Source organism: Lysinibacillus sphaericus (genome assembly GCF_015844675.1).
GTDB lineage: Bacteria > Bacillota > Bacilli > Bacillales_A > Planococcaceae > Lysinibacillus > Lysinibacillus sphaericus_E.
In genome coordinates, this window is record NZ_LDGC01000002.1 from 255,084 (window position 1) to 278,077 (window position 22,994).

Annotated in this window: 19 protein-coding genes and 1 riboswitch; of the genes, 17 read left to right on the forward strand and 2 right to left on the reverse strand. The window is 37.2% G+C overall.

The annotated features are described in order from the left end of the window. Positions 1–106 precede the first annotated feature (106 nt). The 9 genes from ABE34_RS01105 (at position 107) to prfB (ending at position 10,087) form a co-directional block, all read left to right on the forward strand. Positions 107–493, forward strand: a complete 387-nt coding sequence (locus ABE34_RS01105; RefSeq protein ID WP_197139803.1) for a flagellar protein FlaG — start codon at positions 107–109, stop codon at positions 491–493. A gap of 22 nt (positions 494–515) precedes the next feature. Next, positions 516–2,822: a flagellar filament capping protein FliD gene (gene fliD / locus ABE34_RS01110; RefSeq protein WP_197139804.1), complete on the forward strand. Its 2,307-nt coding sequence runs from the start codon at positions 516–518 to the stop codon at positions 2,820–2,822. Positions 2,823–2,846: 24 nt separating this feature from the next. After that, the gene (locus tag ABE34_RS01115; protein WP_197139805.1) at positions 2,847–3,206 is read left to right on the forward strand and encodes a flagellar protein FliT; all 360 of its coding nucleotides are present in this window, start codon (positions 2,847–2,849) and stop codon (positions 3,204–3,206) included. A gap of 202 nt (positions 3,207–3,408) precedes the next feature. Further along, positions 3,409–3,819, forward strand: coding sequence for a flagellar export chaperone FliS (fliS, locus tag ABE34_RS01120; protein ID WP_197139806.1), 411 nt, complete (start codon positions 3,409–3,411; stop codon positions 3,817–3,819). Between the two features lie 209 nt (positions 3,820–4,028). Further along, the gene (locus tag ABE34_RS01125; RefSeq protein ID WP_197139807.1) at positions 4,029–4,412 is read left to right on the forward strand and encodes a PilZ domain-containing protein; all 384 of its coding nucleotides are present in this window, start codon (positions 4,029–4,031) and stop codon (positions 4,410–4,412) included. Positions 4,413–4,586: 174 nt separating this feature from the next. Further along, positions 4,587–5,138 (forward strand): ribosome hibernation-promoting factor, HPF/YfiA family, encoded by a 552-nt coding sequence (gene hpf, locus ABE34_RS01130; protein WP_079559522.1) that lies wholly within the window; start codon positions 4,587–4,589, stop codon positions 5,136–5,138. Between the two features lie 274 nt (positions 5,139–5,412). After that, positions 5,413–7,923 carry a preprotein translocase subunit SecA gene (gene secA, locus ABE34_RS01135; protein WP_197139808.1) on the forward strand — a complete coding sequence of 837 codons (2,511 nt, stop codon included), beginning with the start codon at positions 5,413–5,415 and terminating at the stop codon, positions 7,921–7,923. 350 nt (positions 7,924–8,273) lie between these two features. Next, the gene (locus tag ABE34_RS01140; RefSeq protein WP_197139810.1) at positions 8,274–8,828 is read left to right on the forward strand and encodes a competence protein ComK; all 555 of its coding nucleotides are present in this window, start codon (positions 8,274–8,276) and stop codon (positions 8,826–8,828) included. Positions 8,829–8,982: 154 nt separating this feature from the next. After that, a protein-coding gene (gene prfB, locus ABE34_RS01145; protein ID WP_206700689.1) for a peptide chain release factor 2 occupies positions 8,983–10,087 on the forward strand; the annotation gives its coding sequence in 2 pieces (ribosomal slippage) (positions 8,983–9,057 and positions 9,059–10,087; 1,104 coding nt in all). Between the two features lie 87 nt (positions 10,088–10,174). Here the strand turns inward: prfB and ABE34_RS01150 are convergent. Continuing rightward, positions 10,175–10,684 carry a competence protein ComK gene (locus ABE34_RS01150; protein WP_197139812.1) on the reverse strand — a complete coding sequence of 170 codons (510 nt, stop codon included), beginning with the start codon at positions 10,682–10,684 and terminating at the stop codon, positions 10,175–10,177. Between the two features lie 224 nt (positions 10,685–10,908). Between ABE34_RS01150 and ABE34_RS01155 the strand changes: the two genes are divergently transcribed. The 5 genes from ABE34_RS01155 to ABE34_RS01175 all read left to right on the forward strand — a co-directional run bounded on the left by ABE34_RS01155 (position 10,909) and on the right by ABE34_RS01175 (position 15,349). Next, positions 10,909–11,151 carry an IDEAL domain-containing protein gene (locus tag ABE34_RS01155; RefSeq protein ID WP_197139952.1) on the forward strand — a complete coding sequence of 81 codons (243 nt, stop codon included), beginning with the start codon at positions 10,909–10,911 and terminating at the stop codon, positions 11,149–11,151. A 277-nt stretch (positions 11,152–11,428) separates the two neighbouring features. Then, complete coding sequence (locus ABE34_RS01160; RefSeq protein WP_197139814.1) at positions 11,429–12,022, forward strand: RNA polymerase sigma factor; 594 nt, start codon at positions 11,429–11,431, stop codon at positions 12,020–12,022. Beyond that, entirely contained in the window at positions 11,994–13,133 is a 1,140-nt protein-coding gene (locus tag ABE34_RS01165) for a DUF4179 domain-containing protein (protein ID WP_197139815.1), read from the forward strand. The genes ABE34_RS01160 and ABE34_RS01165 overlap by 29 nt, the downstream gene beginning before the upstream one ends. A gap of 321 nt (positions 13,134–13,454) precedes the next feature. Next, positions 13,455–13,650: riboswitch (cobalamin riboswitch) on the forward strand. Between the two features lie 171 nt (positions 13,651–13,821). Next, on the forward strand, positions 13,822–15,126 hold the full coding sequence (locus ABE34_RS01170; RefSeq protein WP_197139816.1) for an S-layer homology domain-containing protein: 1,305 nt from the start codon (positions 13,822–13,824) through the stop codon (positions 15,124–15,126). A 67-nt stretch (positions 15,127–15,193) separates the two neighbouring features. Continuing rightward, positions 15,194–15,349, forward strand: coding sequence for a hypothetical protein (locus ABE34_RS01175; RefSeq protein ID WP_197139817.1), 156 nt, complete (start codon positions 15,194–15,196; stop codon positions 15,347–15,349). A 275-nt stretch (positions 15,350–15,624) separates the two neighbouring features. On the opposite strand, the gene ABE34_RS01180 is transcribed toward ABE34_RS01175, so the two are convergent. Next, positions 15,625–15,978, reverse strand: coding sequence for a hypothetical protein (locus ABE34_RS01180; RefSeq protein ID WP_197139818.1), 354 nt, complete (start codon positions 15,976–15,978; stop codon positions 15,625–15,627). A gap of 432 nt (positions 15,979–16,410) precedes the next feature. Between ABE34_RS01180 and uvrB the strand changes: the two genes are divergently transcribed. From uvrB to ABE34_RS01195, 3 genes are all read left to right on the forward strand, one after another. Then, positions 16,411–18,390 carry an excinuclease ABC subunit UvrB gene (gene uvrB, locus ABE34_RS01185; protein WP_197139819.1) on the forward strand — a complete coding sequence of 660 codons (1,980 nt, stop codon included), beginning with the start codon at positions 16,411–16,413 and terminating at the stop codon, positions 18,388–18,390. Positions 18,391–18,397: 7 nt separating this feature from the next. After that, the gene (uvrA, locus tag ABE34_RS01190; protein ID WP_197139820.1) at positions 18,398–21,262 is read left to right on the forward strand and encodes an excinuclease ABC subunit UvrA; all 2,865 of its coding nucleotides are present in this window, start codon (positions 18,398–18,400) and stop codon (positions 21,260–21,262) included. Between the two features lie 295 nt (positions 21,263–21,557). Continuing rightward, complete coding sequence (locus ABE34_RS01195) at positions 21,558–22,751, forward strand: DUF4097 family beta strand repeat-containing protein (protein ID WP_197139822.1); 1,194 nt, start codon at positions 21,558–21,560, stop codon at positions 22,749–22,751. The last annotated feature ends 243 nt before the right edge of the window (positions 22,752–22,994 follow it).

Genomic DNA, 22,994 nt, shown 5'->3' on the forward strand with positions numbered 1-22,994 from the left:
TATTTTCAACAAGGCTCTAGCTGATTGTTTGTCAAAAAACGTGAAACAATAGAAAATCCTTCCGATAATAATGTTAAGAAATGAAAAGTTTAGGAGGTTGAATTATATGCGTATTGCATCGCAAGGGCAGTCAGTTGACATGACTACTGAACCAATCAATATAAAAGCAATGAATGTGCAGGAAGATATGACGCCTAATGTTTCAATGGAAACAATCTCTAAACCATTAGAAGAAAAAACAACTTCTATCGGGGAAGAACAAGAAGTTTCAAAAGATAAACTGCAACAGGTAGTTGATGTTGTAAATGAATTTTTGGAAATAAACAACAGTTCTTCGAAATTTATTTATCACGAGGGTTTGGAACGTTATTATGTAACGATTGTAAATCGTGATACCGAAGAAGTAGTAAAGGAAATTCCACCCAAGAAATTATTAGATGCTTTCTATGAAATGCAAAAAATGGTGGGAATGATAGTAGACGAAAAAATTTAAGTGAAATTAGGAGGATGTAAAGATGGTTTCAAGAATTGGCGGATTAGCCTCAGGGATGGATATAGATAGTATCGTAGCAAAACTTATGTCAGCAGAACGTGCACCTTTGTACAAATTACAGCAGCAGAAAACAAAATATGAATGGCAACGAGATGCTTACCGAAGTGTAAACACAAAAATAGATACTTTTAGTAAATATATGTTCGATAATTTTATAATGTCTAGTAACTTTGTAAAAAAATCTACTACAATATCTGGTGCTAATGCAGATAAAGTATCCATTACTGCTGGTTCAGGTGCTTCGAGTTCTTTAAATATTCAAGGAGTTCAATCACTTGCTACTGCGGCAACATCAGGTGCCAAAACAGCAGAACAGACAACTTATAGAAATGCGGTAGGAACAGATAAACTAGCAAGTATTGATAGCAATCTTTCTGTGCCGACTACAGTTAATTTTACAATTGATGGTGTAAATCAAAACATAAATATTGATTCCACAACTACTGTCTCAGGATTAGTACAACAATTAAAAGATGCTGGTTTCGAGAAGGCAAGTTATGATGAAAAAACAGGGAAATTTTCACTAGGTTCTTTTGAAGGTAAAAAAGTAGAGGTAGCAGATGCAAATAGCGCCGCATTTTTGAGAGACCAGTTAGGTTTTTCAACATCTTATACTTCATCTGAAATTAAAATAAAAGATCCAAATGATGGAACTAAAGAAATATTAGCTAAATCGTCTACAACTTTAGGCGAGTTGGGGATTAGTGGATCTAGTTTAACTTTCTCTGTTGGTGGTGAATCACCTAAAACTGTAAGTATTGATCCTAACAAGACTATAGGAGATTTAGTAAAGGATTTAAACGCAGAGGGTTTAGATGCTTCATTTGATGCAAAAACAGGTAAATTAAATATTAAAGCAAAAGATGGTAAAACATTACAATTTGATAATGGAAGCCAAACAGATTTAGGTAAACTTGGTGTAGCACAAACTGTAGGTGCTTCCTCAAAAGCTTTTTCTCAAGTAGAGATTGCTACACATGGTGGAACTTCAGAGTCACCTACATCAAGTACCACACTACAACATTTAGGTCTATTAAATGATGGTAAATTTAAAATAAGTGCTGTTCAAGCTGATGGTAAAATGAAAGATACTATTATTGAATTTAAAGCAACAGATACAGTTGATTCTCTTATTAAACGAATTAATTCATCTGGGGCAGGAGTAACTGCATTATTCTCTAATGGACAAATGTCTATTTCAGCTAATAATACTGGAACAAATAATGAGAATGTAGATGCTGATATTCAATTGAAAAGTGTGAAAACGGTGAATGAAGATCAATCTGAAAGCATTGATAATTCCGGCTTTGAGCTATTCAATAAACTTGGATTTGTTAGTAGTCCCCCATCAGGAGAAGCAACGGTTAACTTATCTGGAAAAGGAACAAATGCTAAATATAAAATTAATGATTTGGAAATGGAAAGTCAATCTAACACAATAAATATCCAAGGTTATTCTGTTAAGCTGAATGGTACATTTAATACTGATTACAACCCTGCTACACAAGGCGTTTCAGTGTCAGCTTCCAATGACATTGATTCGATGATGACAAAAATTAAGGAGTTTGTAACTACTTACAATGGTTTAGTAAACGAACTAAATGGCTCTTTAAAAGAAACTAAATATCGTGACTATGCTCCGTTAACAAGTGAGCAAAGAGAAAAAATGTCTGAAAGTGAAATTAAGTTATGGGAAGAGAAAGCAAGAAGTGGTTTATTAAGGAACGATCAAATTTTAAGAGATGGTTTATCTAAAATGCGGATGAACTTTACGGGAGCAATAGGTGGTTTAAGCGATAGTACAATTGACTCGTTATCAGAAATTGGGATAACAACGTCCTCTAAAGTTAGTGATGGTGGTACATTAGAAATTAATGAGACTAAATTACGTGCGGCATTAGAAAAAAACCCAGATCAAGTAGCGCAAATATTTACGCAGACGGGAAAGGCAAAAGATACTATCATTGATCCTGTTACTGGACAATCAAAAATTGTTGATTCACGTGGAATTGCACAACGTTTAAGAGATTCAATTGACGACTTCAAATTGAAAATTGAGAATAAAGCTGGCCGTTCAACAATGACTGATCACCAATATAATATTGGTAAAAGTATGATTGATTTAGATACACGTATTGAAAGAATGCAAAAACGCTTGGTAAGTGTAGAGCAACGTTATTGGAAACAATTCACAGCTATGGAGACAGCAATCAATAAAGCAAACCAGCAATCTGGTATGTTCATGCAAGGTTCTGGAGGAGGCTTCTAAATTAGAAGCAGGTAGGAGATTGATATGCAACTAATAGAACAACTATTGCAGGTGTCAGCTAACTTATTCAAACTTTTGGGTGACATTCCAAAAGGTGAAGATCGCGACGAATATATTGATAATATCAACAGTATGTTGGACAAGCGCGGAAAGATTATTGAAAATTTGGTTCGAGAAGGCTTTCAATTCGACGAACAGAATCGTATTCATCGAACGTTACTGGATTTAGATAATGGGATAAAAGAACGATTGGCTGCAGTCATGAATGCCGTAAAACAGGATATGGCAAACTTACAAAAAACGAAAAAAAGTGAAGAGCAATACTTCAATCCTTACTCGGATGTTCGAGTGATGGATGGCATGTATTATGACAAAAAGAATTAATATTTTGTCTTCATTGAGCATGTCGGACGGCTGCAAGCTGGATGGCCCCGGCGGATGTCATAGATTTTAAAAGGAGTGAATTGTAATCACACAGTTCACAATCCAGACGTAATTCCGCCGAGGTGTAATTGCTGAATTAGCTTTTCTTCACAAAATGGTTTAAACTAGTAAATAAGTAACCTTTCAAAGGAGTTGTCCTTTATTGGCAGCAAATCTAACAGCACAAAATGCGTACAAACAAAATAGTGTTACCACTGCTTCTCCTGGTGAGCTGACGTTAATGCTTTATAATGGATGCTTGAAGTTTTTGCATAAGGCTAAACTAGCGATCCAAGAAAAGAATATCCAAGAAAAAAACACAAATCTTCAAAAAGCACAGGCGATTATTAGTGAGCTGATGGCGACGTTGAATATGGATATCGAGATGTCAAAAAATATGCTTGCTCTTTATGAATATATGAATCGTCGTCTAGTCGAGGCAAACATTAAAAATGAAATTGCTATTATTGAAGAAGTTGAGGAATTAGTGACGGAATTCCGTGATACTTGGAAGGAAGTTATTCGCATTAATCGACAACAGCAATTCGGTCAGGGAAACGCTGGACAAATTTAGACAACATAGAGGCCATCAATTATGATGGTCTCTTTTCTTCGAGAAAAGCTAGACTTGGCATTTTTATCATTACGAAAGGGAACCGTTTACATACTCATAAAATAGGTCTTTACTCAGTAAAATATGTTACTTATTCCCTCTGTATATAAAACATGCATCGTGTCATAATCAAGGAAAATAGATGTTTAGAATAGTATTGAGGTGGGAAGATGATATTTAAGCGCCAAGAAGGCTTTCGATTTAAATTTGAGGAGCCTGTTAAAATGACTTTTGCAGTATACGAGGATGGTAGAGTCAATCAAGCGCAAACGGCAATGGCAGACTTGCTTGATATAAGTCCACGAGGGTTAAAAATGTTTACTGAGGTGGATTTAGGTGTTAATCCTCGTCCTTTGGATTTACGCTTTATTCTGGATACAAGAGAGGTACGAGCTTATGGAGAAGTCATTTGGAGCCGTCCTTTTGGTACTGGTAAGCAGTATGGTGTGAATTTCAGTGATCAAGAATCGGTTGAAGATTTGATTGTCGAAGAGTTGAAGTTACGCCGAAGAAAAGAAGCAGATGAGGCAAAACTAAATAATATTCATTTATAAAATGAAAATTCATCAAGAGGTGGATTTTGTTCATCCCTTACCTAACTTCTTTGCTTTCGCAGATGCTATACATTATTGTAGGAAAAATTTTTTTTAAAAAAAGAATTATTTTAGAGGAATTTCGCACACTTGTGTAGAAATAGTAAGTATAGCAGTTATAAAGGAGGAGTTTACATGTTAAACTTTAACATTCGTGGTGAAAATATTGAGGTAACTCCAGCTATTCGAGAGTATGTTGAGAACAAAGTCGAGAAAGTTGAACGTTATTTTAACGAAGATGTTAACGCCAACGCTAACGTAAATTTAAAGGTTTATAATGACAAGCAAACGAAAGTGGAAGTTACAATTCCAATGAAGAACTTAACTCTTCGTGCAGAAGAGCGTCATACAGATATGTATGCTGCGATTGATTTGATCGTTGATAAATTAGAACGTCAAATACGTAAGCATAAAACGAAAGTAAACCGTAAATTCCGTGAACGTGAAGGTACAGGCCTTTATTTTGCTACTTCTCAAGCAGCCGCTGATGCAGTGACAGAGGAAGATGAATACTCAATTGTTCGTACAAAGCAATTTGATTTAAAACCGATGGATCAAGAAGAGGCTGTTTTACAAATGAATATGCTAGGGCATGATTTCTATATCTTTACAGATGCGGAATCAAACGGCACAAATATTGTCTACAAACGCAAAGACGGTAAATATGGCTTAATTGAAACAACTTAAACTTTAACTTATTTCAGCAGGAGTCCAAATATCCGCTGAAATAAGTTAAAGCCTCCGGCGGATGTCACGGAATCGGAAAGGAGTTCTTTGTGCAAGCACAAAGCCGATTCAGGACGCAATTATGCCGAGGCATAATTGATCATATACAAAGGCTCTCGCGAAAAGCGGGAGCCTTTTTTATGAGCTTGCTTTTTATGCTAGGGACTCTGTTTGCATGAATCTGTTATACAATGGTAAAATGAAAGTTGAGACTATATAGGAAGTGAAAAAATTCATGGTAAACCTATTAAATAAATTATTTGATTTCAATAAACGTGAACTAAAAAAATTAGAAAAAATCGCTGACCAGGTTGAGGGATTCGCTTCTCAAATGGAACAGCTTTCAGATGATCAGTTACAAGCGAAAACAGAAGAGTTTAAAAAACGTTTTGCGGACGGAGAGCCTTTAGAGTCGATTCGTGCGGAAGCTTTTGCGGTATGTCGTGAAGCATCAAAGCGTGTGTTAGAGATGTACCCATTCCGTGTACAAATTATGGGTGCTGCGGCATTAGATGAAGGTAATATTGCGGAAATGAAAACTGGTGAAGGTAAAACGTTAACAGCTACGATGGCTGTTTACTTGAATGCCATTACTGGTAAAGGCGTACATGTTGTAACAGTCAATGAATATTTAGCGGGTCGTGATGCTGAGGAAATGGGACATCTGTATAATTTCTTAGGCTTAACGGTTGGTTTAAATTTGAACAGCCTGTCTAAAGAAGAAAAACGTGCTGCTTATGAAGCTGATATTACGTATAGTACGAACAATGAGCTAGGCTTTGACTATTTACGTGATAATATGGTGCTTTATAAAGAAGAACGTGTACAACGTCCGCTACATTTTGCGGTAATCGATGAGGTTGACTCGATTTTAATTGATGAAGCGCGTACGCCATTAATTATTTCGGGTCAGGCTGGGAAATCGGCGCAGCTTTATAAACAGTCTAATGCGTTTGTTCGTATGTTAAGTGCGGAAACGGATTACACATACGAAGAGTCGACAAAGGGTGTTACGTTGACAGATGCTGGTGTTGAAAAAGCTGAGAAAGCATTTGGCATTGATAACCTATTTGATTTAACACATGTACGTTTAAACCATGCGATTAACCAATCGTTAAAGGCACATGTAAGTATGCATAATGATATTGATTATGTTGTACAAGAAGGCGAAATCATTATTGTTGACGGCTTTACTGGTCGTTTAATGAAAGGTCGTCGCTACTCAGATGGGCTGCACCAAGCAATCGAGGCCAAAGAGGGCGTAGAGATTCAAAATGAATCGATGACGATGGCGACAATTACATTCCAAAACTATTTCCGTATGTATCAAAAGCTTTCAGGTATGACAGGTACAGCGAAAACAGAGGAAGAGGAATTCCGTAATATTTATAATATGAGTGTTGTGGCGATTCCAACGAATAAGCCGATTGCTCGTGATGACCGTCCTGATTTAATTTTTGCTTCGATGGAAGGGAAATATAAAGCGGTGGCGGCAGATATTGCAGAGCGCCATAAAGCTGGACAACCAGTTCTTGTCGGTACTGTTGCTATTGAAACATCTGAAATTATTTCTGATTTATTGAATAAACATAAAATCCCACATAACGTTTTAAACGCGAAGAACCATGAGCGTGAAGCAGAAATTATTGCGAATGCTGGTATGAAGGGTGCCGTAACAATCGCTACGAACATGGCTGGTCGTGGTACAGATATTAAGCCTGGAGAAGGTGTAATGGAGATTGGCGGTCTAGCGGTAATTGGTACGGAGCGTCATGAATCTCGTCGTATCGATAATCAGCTGCGTGGTCGTTCTGGTCGTCAAGGGAATCCAGGGGTTACTCAATTCTACCTGTCATTAGAAGATGAATTAATGCGTCGTTTCGGCTCTGATAATATGAAATCTATGATGATGAAATTAGGGATGGATGATTCACAGCCACTTCAATCTAAAGTTGTTTCAAGAGCGGTAGAATCAGCTCAAAAACGTGTTGAAGGTAATAACTTCGATTCTCGTAAACGTTTATTACAATATGATGATGTGCTACGTCAGCAACGTGAGATTATTTATCAAGAGCGTTACGACGTATTAGAAACAGAAAATATGCGCGTGCTTGTTGAGTCAATGATTCAAGAAACAATCGATGACATTGTCGCAGTGTATACGCAAGGTGAGCAGAAGGATTGGAACTTAAAAGCGATTGATGACTTTGTCGCTGCAAACCTATTAGATGAAGGCGTTCTGAAGGTGGAAGATTTCCAAGGTAAATCTGCAGAAGAGATTAACCAGCTAATATCGAACACTGTCCAAGCACGTTATGATGAAAAAGAAGAGCAGCTTACATCAGAGCGTATGCGTGAATTTGAAAAAGTTATCTTATTACGTTCAATTGATACGAAGTGGATTGATCATATTGATGCTATGGATCAGCTACGTCAAGGTATCCACCTTCGTGCATATGGTCAAAATGACCCGCTTCGTGAGTATCAACAAGAAGGCTTTGCTATGTTTGAAGATATGGTTGCTTCCATTCGCGAGGATGTAGCAAAATATGCGATGAAAGCAGAAATCCACAATAATTTAGAGCGTGAGGAAGTTGCAAAAGGTCAAGCTGTTAATCCGAAAGAGGATGGCGGTTCAGCTCCGAAAAAGCAACCTGTCCGTAAGTCTGAAAATATCGGACGTAATGATTTGTGTCCATGTGGAAGCGGTAAGAAATTTAAAAACTGCCATGGTGCAGGTCAATAACAATATAATGACGGAAAAGACCATTTTAACTTATTGTTAAAATGGTCTTTTTTCTATGTCTAGGATATTTTCACGATTTAGCGCGATGAAAAATCGGAAAATTCAGAATAAGGTACATAATACTACAACAATAGGTAAATAGTTCAATAAAAAGGGTAATGTTTATAACTTTTTTCTGATTTATTATGAATATACGTGTATAGTCTGAAAGATTTGGAAAATAACAGAGGAGGTGATCGATATGTGGAGATAAAAAAATCCTCGAGAGCAGCAGTCCGCGGAAGACCTTCTCGAGGAAATGCATTTGGGGTATACCAATATATTTCTAAAAAAATAAAGGAGGGTTAACGATGCAGTATGATGACATTATGAGTAGCGAAACGATGTTGTATAAGCCGGAGTATGATGCCTTTGGAAACTTGTGCACGCGCGTAATTGAAAGGGATAACGAATATATTTCAAAATTAGCGCCGACAAAATTAATGGATTATAATCTACGATATTTTGGTTCAAGTTTAAGAGGGGCTCTCGATGGATCGAGAATGATACTAGGAAAGCTGAATAAAAATCCAATAGTTGTTCATGAACGAAGTAATATTGTATGGTTTCCAAGTAAGTCTTATATACGACCTGAATGTCAATGGTTTGCTGTCCATCATATCTTGGACTATCAAGCTATGGATAAAAAGAATACAAAAGTCATTTTTATGAACGGCTATGAAATTACTGTGGATCTAAGTTTCAGATCATTTGAATACAGAATTCAAAGAGCGTATTTACTAAAATATAAACTGGAAAAACGAACGAAGTTACTAGTTCAATATGATCAAGGTAGAGGATTTCCGCGAATGACGAACAACGTTATCTTTGATGATGATAAAGATAGAAACAAAACTGTGCCGTAAAAAAGTATGTTTTCCTTCGTAAAAACGTTATAATAAAGAGATACGGGGTTTCAAAGAAGTGTGGGAGAAATATTTTAAAATCATTTCTTAATGCTTTTAAAGTCATAAAATCTTTACCATATTGCCCCATTAAAAACGTTCGGAGGATTTAACAATGATTGAATTAGCAGATGTACGTAACGCGTTAGACACTTCAGCCAAAAAATTGGCGGACTTTAGGGGGTCTCTTTGACTTAGAAAACAAAGAGGCACGCATGCAGGAATTAGATGAAATGATGCTTGAGCCAGGCTTCTGGGATGACCAGCAAGGTGCACAGGTAATCATTAATGAGAGCAATGGCTTAAAGGCAATTGTTAATGAATATAAAGATTTAGTGGAAACACACGAGAACCTAGATATGACGCTAGAGCTATTGCAAGAAGAGCCTGACGAAGAATTGCAGGAGGAGCTAGGCAATGAATTAGTAGAATTCCAGCAAAAAATGGGCGATTTTGAGCTGCAATTGCTATTAAGTGGCCCTTATGATCAAAACAATGCGATTTTAGAGTTACACCCTGGTGCAGGTGGTACGGAATCTCAGGATTGGGGCTCAATGCTACTTCGTATGTACACACGCTGGACTGAAAAACGTGGCTTTAAAGTGGAAACAGTTGATTATCTTCCTGGTGATGAAGCAGGTATTAAATCTGTAACATTGTCCATTAAGGGTCATAATGCTTACGGCTATTTGCAAGCAGAAAAAGGTGTTCATCGTTTAGTACGTATTTCACCGTTTGACTCTTCGGGTCGTCGTCATACATCATTCGTTTCTTGTGATGTTATGCCTGAATTCGATGATAATATTGAAATTGATATTCGCACAGAGGATTTAAAAATTGATACGTATCGTGCAACAGGAGCAGGTGGTCAGCATATTAATACGACAGATTCAGCTGTTCGTATTACGCACACACCTACTGGTACTGTCGTACAATGTCAGGCAGAACGTTCACAAATTAAAAACCGTGAAAAAGCTATGACGATGTTAAAAGGGAAGCTCTATCAATTAGAGATTGAAAAGCAACAGGCACAGCTAGATGAAATCCGTGGTGAACAGAAGGAAATCGGCTGGGGTTCACAAATTCGTTCATACGTATTCCATCCTTACTCAATGGTGAAGGATCATCGTACAAATGAAGAAACAGGTAATGTAGGTGCGGTGATGGATGGCGATTTAGATCCATTCATTAATGCATACTTACGTTCGAAAATCGGGTAATGAAGTCCCCCTCAAAGGCACAGTAAAAGTGTGCTTTTGAGGGGTTTTTATTTTCATTACAATTACACCAAAGCGAAATTCAACGCTTTAAAAAGGTGGATGATTCGGGGTGTCCTGACTAATCTGCTTGCGCTCATTCATGTAATGCTTATATAACATCGATGCATTGACAAATTGCTTGCTAATCGAAGCATATTGAATGGGTAATTCAATTTGTTTATCGTTTTTCAGTGTGACGATACAGCCCGTTTTACTTTGTACAATATTCGAAATGGCGTGAAGTCCAATCCAGATGTTGTGGACAGAGTTTGGCGAATAGATTGGTAGAAAAATACACGGATAACCATAATCATAAGCAACAACGATTGGAAGTTTATGTTGATTGCCGAAGAAGCGTTTAGCGGAATGCTTCGCTGCTTCATAGGTTGTTCCTAGTGAAATACAAGATTTTCGTAATATATGCATTGGCCTCCGTGTAACAATAAGTTCATTATGCTTATCAATTACCCGAGTGAAAATTTTAGAGTCGTACTGAACTGGTTGAAGTAAATAGGTGTTAAAAGAAAGTAAATATCCATTGACGTAGTTTGCTGACATTTATGTAAGCCTCCTTTTCTATTTCTTCTTGAAGTGTAAAACACAATAATAAATTCAGAAAATATAGATAAACGAAGGAGGTTCGTGCTATTTCAAGCAATTGCTTAGAAAAATTGCTTAAAATAGCACGAGAATAATAGTAAATCGAAGTGATTTTCAGTTCTTAAGCATTGCATTTTAATTTCAATTTTCTTATAATTTAGAAAAGGATCGAGGTGAGATCGTTGGATAAATATTATTCGTATACAGATTTTCTAAAAGCCGTTGGTCAGACAAAGAAAGTTGATGAGGCAGAGAAATTATTAAACGAGATTTATTTAGATTTATTTTTAAATCATATCCAGCGTATGCATCGTGAAGAGCAGCTCATGGTTCTGATAGATAGAGCACTCGATGACAAAGATGAAAAGGCATTTCATCTATACGCAAACGAACTAATAGCTTTACACCAAGATACAACTGAATAATATGACGAGCCCGCTCTCTAATATTGGAGGGTGGGATTTTTTTGTGGTTTTATTTGCAAGATTGATGAGTGGATACCTTGAATTGGTAGCATGTAGAAGAATCGACAGAAGAAAAGAAAGCATTCTGGAGTCTCTTTTGACAGGATTCTATACACCGTTATAGAAGTAAAGCATCCTAAGTTGTGTCGCTTTTTTAAAATTCCCTTAAAAAGTTTTTTTATAGTGTCACAAATCCCCATTAATTTCAGTTATATAGGTTAGAAAGGAGGGGAGAGATTTGACTGTACTGAATAACTCCAAGGAAAAAGCCGATTTAGATATAAAATCTATCGTGGAACAAGTTCAAACAGGTGATATTCATGCCTATACAGAAATAATTCGTTGTTTTCAAAAGCCAATCTATATTTACTGCTACTATCTTTTAGGAAACAAAGAAGAAGCTGAGGATGCTTCACAAGATATTTTTATAAAGGGATTAGAGAATATTAGTAATTTTTCTTATACTGTTTCTTTCTCAGCATGGCTTTATAAAATTGCGCATCATCACTGTATTGATTTAATAAAAAAGAAAAATAAAGGCTATAAATTTTGGACAGGTTTTAAGAAAGATCATGCGCACAATCACACGTATGAACAAGAATTTCAATACGACGATGTCATTCATGAGTTATTAGAACAGTTAAATATGGACGAAAGAAGGATTTTGTTACTCCGATCGATAGAGGAATATAGCTTCGACGAAATTGCTTCTATTATGGAACTTAAACCAACTACTGTTCGAAAAAAATATGAACGATTACGTAAAAAATTGTTGAAAAAGAATAAGTTGGGAGGGGAAATTTATGAACACTCGTTCAAAACAGGAGGATAAAGAGTTAGATCAGTTAGAAAGATTAATCCGGGAAACCCCAATGGAAGTTGATTTAGTTAATCGTACAATGAGCAAATTTGAAAGCACTCGTTATACAAAGCGGCCAGAAAGTTCTAGAACCTCTAAGAAAATGCGTCAAAGAGTGGTGATGATTACAGCCTCCACAGCAATGATTTTAAGTCTTATATTTTTTACTAGCTTAGTTTCACCAACTTTGGCTGCAACAATCAAACATGTTCCCGTGCTTTCATCTATTTTCAAACTTGCTGGTGATTTTGGTCTGCAAACTGCTGATGAAAAGGGGCTCTCAACTAAACTACATACAAGTGTTACTCACGATGATTTTACATTAAATGTATCGGAAGTAGTGTATGATGGTACACGCGTTTCAATAGCTATTGAACGCCCTCATATGGAGGGTGAATTTTCAAAAGATACTTTAGGAGATCACATCAGTAATATTGAATTTTTTATAAATGGTAATCCCCGTAATTCTTTTGCTCCGGATCCGGAAAATTCAATGAATGGATTTTATATAAAACCAGGTAAAGATAATGATTCTGCCATTATTGAATTTGCGGATGAGAGAAATCAAGGGGGGCGTCCGTTTCCTAAACAGTTTGATTTAACATTGATTATTACAATAACTGGTATACAGGACCCTTTAAAAATCGATATTCCTGTGAAAAATAAAGTTGAAGACAATGTAACTTTACAACCTAATGTAAGTCGACAATATGATAATATTCATTTTACTATTGAAAAGATCCAGCTTACTCCTATTACAACGAATTTAACGACAAGAACCATTTTAACAGACAATTCACCTATCGCAGAGCTAATAATGGGAATAGATGTTTTTGATGAACAAGGTCATAAACTAAAACTAAATGGTGGTCTTGGTCCGTATGAGTCAAATGGTAGCGATATGATTAGTGATCATCGATATACACCTTTTGAATCCATTCCAAAGACAATAACCCTTAAGCCATATATACATCTCTTTAAAGAATATCCAAAAGGTGAATATCAATTGGATGAAAATGGTGAGCCAATGATTCAATACATTCCTGAGCTGGAGGTTACACTACCGATTAACTCACAAAAATAAAAAAGTAGAGAAAGTGAGGTTTGTCTCACTTTCTCTACTTTTTAGTATTTCAAAATATTAACTTTAAAAGTATAAATACCAAGTGGGTCCCTGTTGGATTTAAAAGCTTTCAATTGAGCAGTCTCTTCACCTTGCGACTAATATACTGTTAATTAAATGGAAATACTCTTGTTAATATCATTTAAGATTATAAAAATCCATTTATTACAATAGAAGTAACGTCAAAAAGTATTTTTTGACGAGTAAAGCCTAGAAATATTCACTTTTTGTTGAACTATTTTGAAGAAAAAGAAAAATATGTTAAACTTAGCATTGTGTGAATAGCAAATGCAGAATAAAGGTGCTCTTTTTAGAGCTTAATAGGGAATGCGGTACAAGCCGAAGCTGTTTCCGCAACTGTAAGTGTAGATGACTACAGAAATTACCACTGTCAAACGAGGAAAAATGCCTCTAGTAGATGGGAAGGTTCTGAATAAGATACACGAGCCAGGAGACCTACCATTATTCCATCATATTAACTCTCTTCGGAAGCTAGGAGAAATTACGGCAAATAGATGGATAGGTAAATTATATTTTCGTGCCTTTTTCTGTTTTCCTTAGTTGCTCTCCTCTTTATTGGAGAAGCATCTTTTTTATTCTCGAGTTATTTGTAAATATATTCACTTATAACAAGATTAGGAGGAGAGAAATGGATTTTTATAAGAAATGGTTGAATATAGCGATTATCTTCATCTTATCATTTTCGCTATTATCACCCGCTGCTCTAGCAGACACACAGCAAGTTGAAACGAGTGATTTAGCAACTAGCGATTTAGAATCTAGTTCTACTATTAATAATCAAGTTAATGATGAAGAAGCAAAGTTTACTCTTGGACAAGGCTATATACAAGAACCTGTTCGAGTTTCTTTTTACGAAGGGGAAAATGTAGATAGCAACTTTTATTTATCATCTGTTCTTGATCCCAACCCTGGAGCTGAAGAAACAAATAAAGATAATAAAGATGGTTCTGTAGCTGAGATTACTATTGAAAATGGTAGTAATAAAGCAATGATTACATCAGAAACTATTCAAAAATCTCTTGAAAAGAACATTAAAAATTTCGTTATTCAAAGTGAAAAGAATTTCAAAATAGAAGTACCTACTTCTATATTTAAAGGCATTAATCTTGCTGAAAAAGACCAAGTAATTGTATCAGTAACGAAAGATGATAAAAATAAACAATTCACTGTGACATTCGAAATTGAGGATACTAACGGTAAATCAAAGTCAATTTCTATAGATAAAGAATATTTAAAAGTGACATTACCAGCAGCTAACAAATTAAAAGCAAATACTGTCGTGTTACAGCTTGATGTTGGTGAATACAAACCTGTTCCACATAAAATTGTGAAGGGTGAAATTGTCCTATTCACAAAAACAAGTGGTACCTTCGTTTTAAAAGAAAGTACAGTAACATATAAGGACATTGAAGATTCAGTATACAAAGAAGAAATAGAATTTTTGGCGAGTCGACACGTTATTCAAGGAACTACATCAGAGGCATTCGAAGCGGATATATCAATTACTCGTGCGCAATTTGCAGCATTTGTTAGTCGCGCACTTGGTTTACAAGCAATAGGTGAAAATCCATTTGACGATACAAAAGGCAAATGGTATGCGACAGAAATTCAAGCTCTGTACGAGGCGGGTATTACAAAAGGTTCAACTGCTTCAACATTTAACCCAGAGAAACCAATTACACGTCAGCAAGCGGCAGCAATGATGGCACGCATTTTAGAATATGTAAATGCGGATGTGAAAGCTGATGAAGAGATTAACTTTAAGGACGCTAACAATATTAGCTCTGAATACCTCCCTTATATTAAGCTATTAAATAGTCTTGATATTATGACAGGTATGCAAGATGGTTCCTTTGAACCTACTATTTCAATTACTCGTGGACAAACTGCGAAAATTTTAAAACGTACGTTAACTATCGCAGGCATCATGTAATTTCTTTACTAACCCAAATGCTCAACGCATTTGGGTTAGTTCCTTTTTAGAGAATGGATTTGTTCAAATGAGAAAAAAATTATCGATGTTTATTATAGTACTTACTTTGTTATTTTCTGCTGTGACGCCGATTTCTGCACATCAATTATCAACTGTAGATACTTATAGTACGACTGGTCAATTTATGGTGAATAAAGCACCGAACCCTTCTTTTGGGAATTGATGGTTTATTATTGCGCATGCACGTGGTAAATATAATGTTCCAAAAGGCTGATTGTACATGTTTCACAACATTTTCATAATATTTGTCGTAGTGGAATAAATGGGGTTTTACAATAAGCTTTTCGTTTGAAGAGAGAGCCTAGGAAGTGAAAACAGATGCTCATTGTTAGAAATAATTTTAGCAACAGGCAGCTTGTAAAAGTGAGTTCGGTAATGTACCGAACTCACTTTTTTAACTTCTTTCAGCAAAATGTTTTATGTAGAGAAAGCAGAGCGTCAGCTACAAATGTTTTGTGTAGCGTAAGGGTTGATCAGTTTAGCTGGTAACCCGAGCAGTTTTTCAATCAAGCTGATCAGTTTAACTGGTAACCCGAGCAGTTTTTCAATCAAGCTGATCAGTTTAGCTGGTAACCCGATCACTTTTTCAATCAAGTTGATCAGTTTAGCTGGTAACCCGATCACTTTTTCAATCAAGTTGATCAGTTTAGCTGGTAACCCGATCACTTTTTCAATCAAGTTGATCAGTTTAGCTGGTAACCCGATCACTTTTTCAATCAAGTTGATCAGTTTAGCTGGTAACCCGATCACTTTTTCAATCAAGCTGATCAGTTTTCCCAGCAACCCGATCAATTCTTCAATCTACCTGATCAACTCCCCTAGGCTCCACTTACACAACCCTTTAATAAATCTAAACCCGATGAGCAATTCATCACCAAACAGTGAAATTCCTGCCAAAGTCTTGGATTTACATCGTTCCATCTCGATTAGTTAACATTTGGAAAGGGTAATCTATTGATAGATAGGTTGCAATTAACTTCTTTATCTTCGGCTGCCGCTTCGCTTTTGCGCAAAAAACATTTGCTGACCTTAGCACAAAGCGGCTTCCGGACGCAATTATGCCGAGGCATAATTGGTTTATTTCAGTACATACGTTCTATTCGATGCATCTCAAATAGAGCAGATGAAAAAAAATTACAAACATTCGTTCGTTAAATGTTCGAAATTTTAATAACGCTATGCTAAAATATATGTACAAATTGGAAGGAAAGGACGGGGACATGTGTGCAAACATTTGATTTACAAGCGCCATATACGCCAAGTGGAGATCAGCCACAGGCAATTGCGGAATTAGTGGAGGGTGTACGTGCAGGTAAACGTCATCAAACGTTGCTTGGGGCAACAGGAACGGGAAAAACGTTTACGATCTCTAATGTCATTAAAGAAGTAAAAAAACCGACACTTATTATGGCACACAATAAAACACTAGCGGGTCAATTATATAGTGAGTTTAAAGAGTTCTTCCCTGACAATGCAGTAGAATACTTTGTCAGCTACTATGATTACTTCCAACCAGAGGCCTATGTACCGCAGACGGATACTTATATCGAGAAAGATTCAAGCATTAATGATGAAATTGATAAGTTGCGTCACTCTGCGACATCTGCATTATTCGAGCGCGATGATGTCATTATTATTGCATCCGTGTCCTGTATTTATGGTCTAGGTTCTCCAGAAGAATATCGTGAACTGGTCGTATCAGTGCGTACGGGAATGGAAATTGAACGTAATCAGTTGCTTCGAAAGTTGGTCGATGTACAGTATGAGCGTAATGATGTGAGTTTTACACGTGGGACGTTTCGGGTACGTGGTGATGTAGTGGAAATTTTCCCTGCATCTCGTGATGAACATTGTATCCGCGTGGAATTTTTCGGGGATGAGATTGATCGAATTCGCGAAGTGGATGCGTTAACTGGTGAAATACTAGCAGAGCGTGATCATGTTGCTATTTTCCCAGCGTCCCACTTCGTTACACGAGAAGAAAAAATGCTAAAAGCTATTGATAATATTGAAAAAGAGTTGGAGGAGCGTTTAGCTCATTTACGTTCGGAGGATAGGTTATTAGAGGCGCAGCGTTTAGAACAACGCACTCGTTATGATTTAGAAATGATGCGTGAAATGGGCTTTTGCTCGGGTATTGAAAACTACTCGCGTCATTTAACATTGCGTGAAGCGGGGGCAACGCCATATACGTTACTTGATTATTTCCCTGAAGATTTTTTACTTGTTGTCGATGAAAGTCACGTTACTTTGCCACAAGTTCGAGGGATGTACAACGGTGACCAAGCACGTAAAGGTGTGCTAGTTGAGCATGGCTTCCGTTTGCCATCAGCGCTAGATAACCGCCCTTTACGTTTTGAAGAATATGAGAAACATATACATCAAGCTATTTATGTATCGGCAACGCCTGGCCCGTATGAGCTTGAGCATACGCCGGAAATGGTGCAGCAAATTATTCGTCCAACTGGGCTGCTGGATCCACAAATTGACGTACGTCCTATTGAAGGGCAAATTGATGATTTAATCGATGAGATTCAAGGTCGTATTGCTCGTAATGAACGAGTGCTCGTTACAACGTTGACGAAAAAAATGTCAGAGGATTTATCAGCTTATTTGAAAGAGATGGGCTTAAAGGTAGAGTACTTGCATTCAGAGATTAAGACGCTTGAGCGAATTGAAATTATTCGCGAGCTGCGAAAAGGTACTTATGATGTTCTAATCGGCATTAACTTATTACGAGAAGGGCTAGATATTCCTGAAGTTTCTCTTGTGGCGATTTTAGATGCTGATAAGGAAGGTTTTTTACGTTCAGAGCGTTCATTAATTCAAACGATTGGACGTGCAGCACGTAATGCTAATGGTCATGTCATTATGTATGCAGATAATATGACGGATTCGATGAAAAAGGCGATTGAGGAAACGAAGCGTCGTCGAGCATTGCAAATGGCGTATAACGAGGAGCATGGCATTACACCGAAAACGATTGTGAAGAAAATTCCTGATGTTATTCGTGCGACACAGGTGGCAGAGGAAGAAGAGACTTACGTAGCGAAAGCTACAAAAGGTAAGAAGCTGACGAAGGCGGAAAAAGAGCAGTTACTTGCTACGCTAGAAGTAGAAATGAAGGAAGCGGCAAAAGCACTCGATTTCGAACGTGCTGCTGAGCTGCGCGATACAATATTTGAATTGAAATTAGAAGGGTGAACGGCTTGTGAAAAATACTGAAATAGTCGTGCAGGGCGCACGAGCACATAATTTAAAAAATATTAATGTCACAATTCCACGCGATCAATTAGTCGTGCTAACAGGTTTATCGGGCTCAGGGAAATCATCATTAGCGTTCGATACGATTTATGCTGAGGGACAACGCCGTTATGTAGAATCCCTTTCAGCCTATGCCCGTCAATTCCTTGGTCAAATGGATAAACCAGACGTCGATGCAATAGAGGGATTATCTCCTGCTATTTCAATCGATCAAAAAACGACGAGCCGTAACCCACGTTCGACAGTTGGGACAGTAACGGAAATCTATGATTATTTACGTTTGCTCTATGCACGTATCGGTAAGCCTATTTGTCCAAATCACGGTATAGAAATTACCTCTCAAACGATAGAGCAAATGGTCGATCGTTTATTAACTTATCCAGAAAGAACGAAAATGCAGTTGCTTGCTCCAATGGTAGCTGGGCGTAAGGGAACACACGTAAAACTACTGGAAGATTTAAAAAAGCAAGGCTTTGTTCGAGTTCGTATCGACGGTGAGCTACGTGATTTAGATGATTCAATTGAACTTGATAAAAATAAAAAACATTCAATAGAAGTAGTTATCGATCGTGTTGTGATGAAGGAAGGCATCGCTGCACGTCTTAGTGATTCCTTAGAGACAGCATTACGTTTGGCAGATGGGCGAGTACTTGTCGATGTGATGGAACATGAGGAATTATTATTTAGTGAGCATCATGCTTGTCCATTATGTGGATTTTCAATCGGTGAGCTAGAGCCTCGTATGTTTTCATTTAACAGTCCATTCGGAGCTTGTCCAAGCTGTGATGGTTTAGGCTCGACACAAGAGGTTGATCTTGATTTAGTAGTACCTGATTGGGATCGAAGTTTATTAGAGCATGCTTTAGCACCGTGGGAACCGACAAGCTCTCAATATTATCCACAGTTATTAAAGGCTGTGTGCGATCATTATGAGATCCCGATGGACGTACCGGTAAAGGATCTACCGAAAGAAAAGATGGATAAAATTTTATATGGTTCTGGTAAAGATAAAATCCATTTCCATTATGAAAATGAATTTGGCAATGTGCGAGATCAAATGATTGAATTCGAAGGGGTTGTCCGTAATGTGGAGCGCCGTTTTAAGGAGACAACGTCTGATTACGTGCGTGAACAAATGGAAAAATATATGGCGCAGCAAGCATGTCCATCTTGTAAAGGATATCGCTTAAAGCCTGAAACATTAGCTGTAAAACTAGCAGATAAGCATGTTGGTGAAGTTACACAGTATTCCATTCAGGAAGCTGATACATTTTTCAAAGAACTGGATTTATCAGAAAAGGATATGAAAATTGCTCGACTTGTTTTACGAGAAATTGAAGAGCGACTTGGCTTCCTTGTCAATGTAGGGCTAGATTATTTAACATTAAGTCGAGCGGCAGGAACACTTTCAGGGGGAGAAGCGCAACGAATTCGCCTTGCAACACAAATCGGCTCGCGCTTAACAGGTGTGCTCTATATTTTAGATGAGCCATCAATCGGCTTGCATCAACGTGATAATGATCGTCTTATTAGTACGCTTCAAAATATGCGTGATATTGGCAATACGCTTATTGTTGTCGAGCACGATGAAGATACAATGCTGGCGGCGGATTATTTGATTGATGTTGGCCCTGGTGCAGGTGTGCATGGCGGTCAAATTGTAGCGGCAGGAACTCCGCAAGAAGTTATGGAAAATGAAGAGTCTTTGACGGGGCAATATTTAAGTGGTAAGAAGTTTATTCCACTGCCAATTGAGCGCCGTAAACCGAATGGACGCAAATTATCGATTAAAGGTGCCAAGGAAAATAATCTTCAAAATGTGAAAGTGGATGTGCCACTAGGCTTATTCGTTGCTGTAACTGGAGTTTCAGGTTCAGGTAAATCAACGCTTATTAATGAAATTTTATATAAGTCCTTAGCTCAAAAGCTAAATCGTTCAAAGGTGAAGCCTGGTGAACATAAAGAGGTGATGGGGATTGATGAGCTCGAAAAGGTTATTGATATTGACCAATCTCCAATCGGTCGTACACCTCGCTCAAACCCCGCTACGTATACAGGCGTTTTCGATGATATTCGAGATGTTTTCGCAGCAACAAACGAAGCAAAAGTACGTGGCTATAAAAAAGGTCGCTTTAGCTTCAACGTTAAGGGAGGTCGCTGTGAAGCTTGTCGTGGTGACGGTATTATAAAAATTGAAATGCATTTCCTTCCAGATGTTTACGTGCCATGTGAAGTTTGTCATGGAAAGCGTTACAACCGTGAAACACTTGAAGTGAAATATAAAGATAAGAGCATTGCGGATATTTTAGATATGACGATTGAAAACGCAGTCGTATTCTTCGAAAATATTCCGAAAATCCAACGTAAGCTACAAACAATCGTGGATGTAGGATTAGGCTATATGAAATTAGGACAACCTGCTACAACGTTATCAGGTGGTGAGGCACAGCGTGTGAAATTAGCTTCTGAATTACACCGTCGTTCAACAGGTAAATCATTCTATATTTTAGATGAGCCGACAACGGGCTTACATGCGCATGATATTGCACGTTTACTCGTTGTTTTACAGCGCCTTGTAGAAAATGGTGATTCAGTGCTAGTCATCGAACATAATTTAGATGTCATCAAAACAGCAGACTACATTATCGATCTAGGGCCAGAAGGTGGCGACAAAGGTGGTACGATTGTGGCGACAGGTACACCTGAAGAAGTCGTTGAAGTCAGTGGATCGTACACAGGTAAATATTTAAAGCCAATATTAACAAGAGATCGTCTGCGTATGGAAGATGCTTTAGCCAAGGCTTCTCAATAAAGTACCCACTAAAAAAAGTTCGCAATTTGCGAACTTTTTTTACGTTAGGGGCATACTGAGAAGGTAGATGTCGATAAAAATTAAAAGTTGGGTGACATTCTATTAAAACGTATGTCATATGAATAAGTTGATTAGAGTGAAGGCTGGATGCGCCCAGCCAGAACAGTAATCAACTACACGTTATGGTAATGTGTCTAAAATAAGGTATATTCCCAATTTTTCGTTTTTTGGTGAAACTTTTCACAATGCGTTTCGTATAAATACTATAATGAACTGAGGGAGGCTAATTTTAATTATGCAAAATGAACGTCAACGAATTTTAGAACTTGTGGAAAAAGGAACAATTTCAGCGCAAGAGGCGATTACATTATTAGAAGCATTAGAGCAACCTAGCAAGTCCACTCAACATGTTATGAATGATGTGTCAAATGAGGGCCAGCATTCCCAAACAGAAAAAGAGTCAGTATTTAATGGTGAAAGTCCTAAGAGAGAACAATCGCAAAAAGATGAAGATTTCCCTAAATATTTCCAAGAAGAAATGAAGGACTTCCGTAAAGATTTATCACAAATTGGTTCACTTTTTATGGATATGATGAATACGGCAGTAAAAAAGGTCAAAGAATTCGATGTATCTTCTCCATTTGGTGATAAATTTGAGTTTACACATACGGAAGAAGTTGCAGCTGAACATGTAGATAAAATAATTGCTGAATTACCGAATGGCAATTTTTCATTAGAAACCGCTGAAGGAGATAGCTTCCAAGTCGTTTGCAAAGTAAAGGCACCTCTTGTTAATGATAGTGAAGAGGAAACACGTGCTAATTTCCTAGAGCAATTCGTTGTCAAGGAAGATGGAGATTCATTACGAATTTTAAGTCAACTTAAGCTAGTGCAAGTAAATGTGAAAGTCCTTGTTCCAAAGGATAAATTAGAAAAATTATCAGTACGTTTAATGAACGGAAGTGTTACTTTACAAGATACGGATTTCGAGCATTTAAAAATAAAGACTTTAAACGGTGCGATTAAAGGCTCTAAATTTAACTTTGGAAAGGCAGAAGTGGATTCTTCTAATGGTTCCATTGAACTAACAAATGTTCGTGGTAAAGATTTAGAGGCTGAAACATTGAATGGCCGTGTTTATTTAGATGGCGCATTGGATGAAGTTGAAGCAAAATCGGTTAATGGACATGTTGTGGTCACGACTTGCTCTACTAATTCATCGAAAATCAAAGCACAAACAGTCGCAGGAGCTGTTGAATTGTATGTGCCACGTACAATCTCGTTAAGCGGTAAAATTGTTACGAATTTTGGTAAAGTAGATGTAGGTATTCAAGATGCTTCAAAAATTGAATCACAGGATCAATTTTTATCAAAAGTCGTACGTTTCGATAAAGAAGTAGAGAATGCTAATCGACTATTTATCGAAGGTGAGTCTAAAACAGGTGCAGTTTTAGTACGCTATACAACGACTGACGAGCAAACTGTTTAACTAACAAAAGCATTCAGGCTATGTATACTAACATAGTTTGAATGCTTTTTTTTGCTTAAAAACTTTAGAAAAGCAGAAATCGACTTTCCTCTAATGGGCTCGATTTCTGTTTTTTTTGTTTGTCGAGGTTTTAACACATTTATGGCAATCAGATAACGAAATAACAAGAACTACCACGGAATGAAATGAAACTGTAATAATAAAGGTAGAAATAGAGTGTTATAATAGGTAACGAAATACCTC

Coding starts and splice junctions, on each gene's coding strand:
- ABE34_RS01105 (WP_197139803.1), top strand. CDS start 107: ATGCGTATTGCATCGCAAGGGCAGTCAGTTGACATGACTACTGAACCA.
- fliD (WP_197139804.1), top strand. CDS start 516: ATGGTTTCAAGAATTGGCGGATTAGCCTCAGGGATGGATATAGATAGT.
- ABE34_RS01115 (WP_197139805.1), top strand. CDS start 2,847: ATGCAACTAATAGAACAACTATTGCAGGTGTCAGCTAACTTATTCAAA.
- ABE34_RS01125 (WP_197139807.1), top strand. CDS start 4,029: ATGATATTTAAGCGCCAAGAAGGCTTTCGATTTAAATTTGAGGAGCCT.
- hpf (WP_079559522.1), top strand. CDS start 4,587: ATGTTAAACTTTAACATTCGTGGTGAAAATATTGAGGTAACTCCAGCT.
- secA (WP_197139808.1), top strand. CDS start 5,413: ATGGTAAACCTATTAAATAAATTATTTGATTTCAATAAACGTGAACTA.
- ABE34_RS01140 (WP_197139810.1), top strand. CDS start 8,274: ATGCAGTATGATGACATTATGAGTAGCGAAACGATGTTGTATAAGCCG.
- ABE34_RS01150 (WP_197139812.1), bottom strand. CDS start 10,684: ATGTCAGCAAACTACGTCAATGGATATTTACTTTCTTTTAACACCTAT.
- ABE34_RS01165 (WP_197139815.1), top strand. CDS start 11,994: ATGAACACTCGTTCAAAACAGGAGGATAAAGAGTTAGATCAGTTAGAA.
- ABE34_RS01170 (WP_197139816.1), top strand. CDS start 13,822: ATGGATTTTTATAAGAAATGGTTGAATATAGCGATTATCTTCATCTTA.
- ABE34_RS01175 (WP_197139817.1), top strand. CDS start 15,194: ATGAGAAAAAAATTATCGATGTTTATTATAGTACTTACTTTGTTATTT.
- ABE34_RS01195 (WP_197139822.1), top strand. CDS start 21,558: ATGCAAAATGAACGTCAACGAATTTTAGAACTTGTGGAAAAAGGAACA.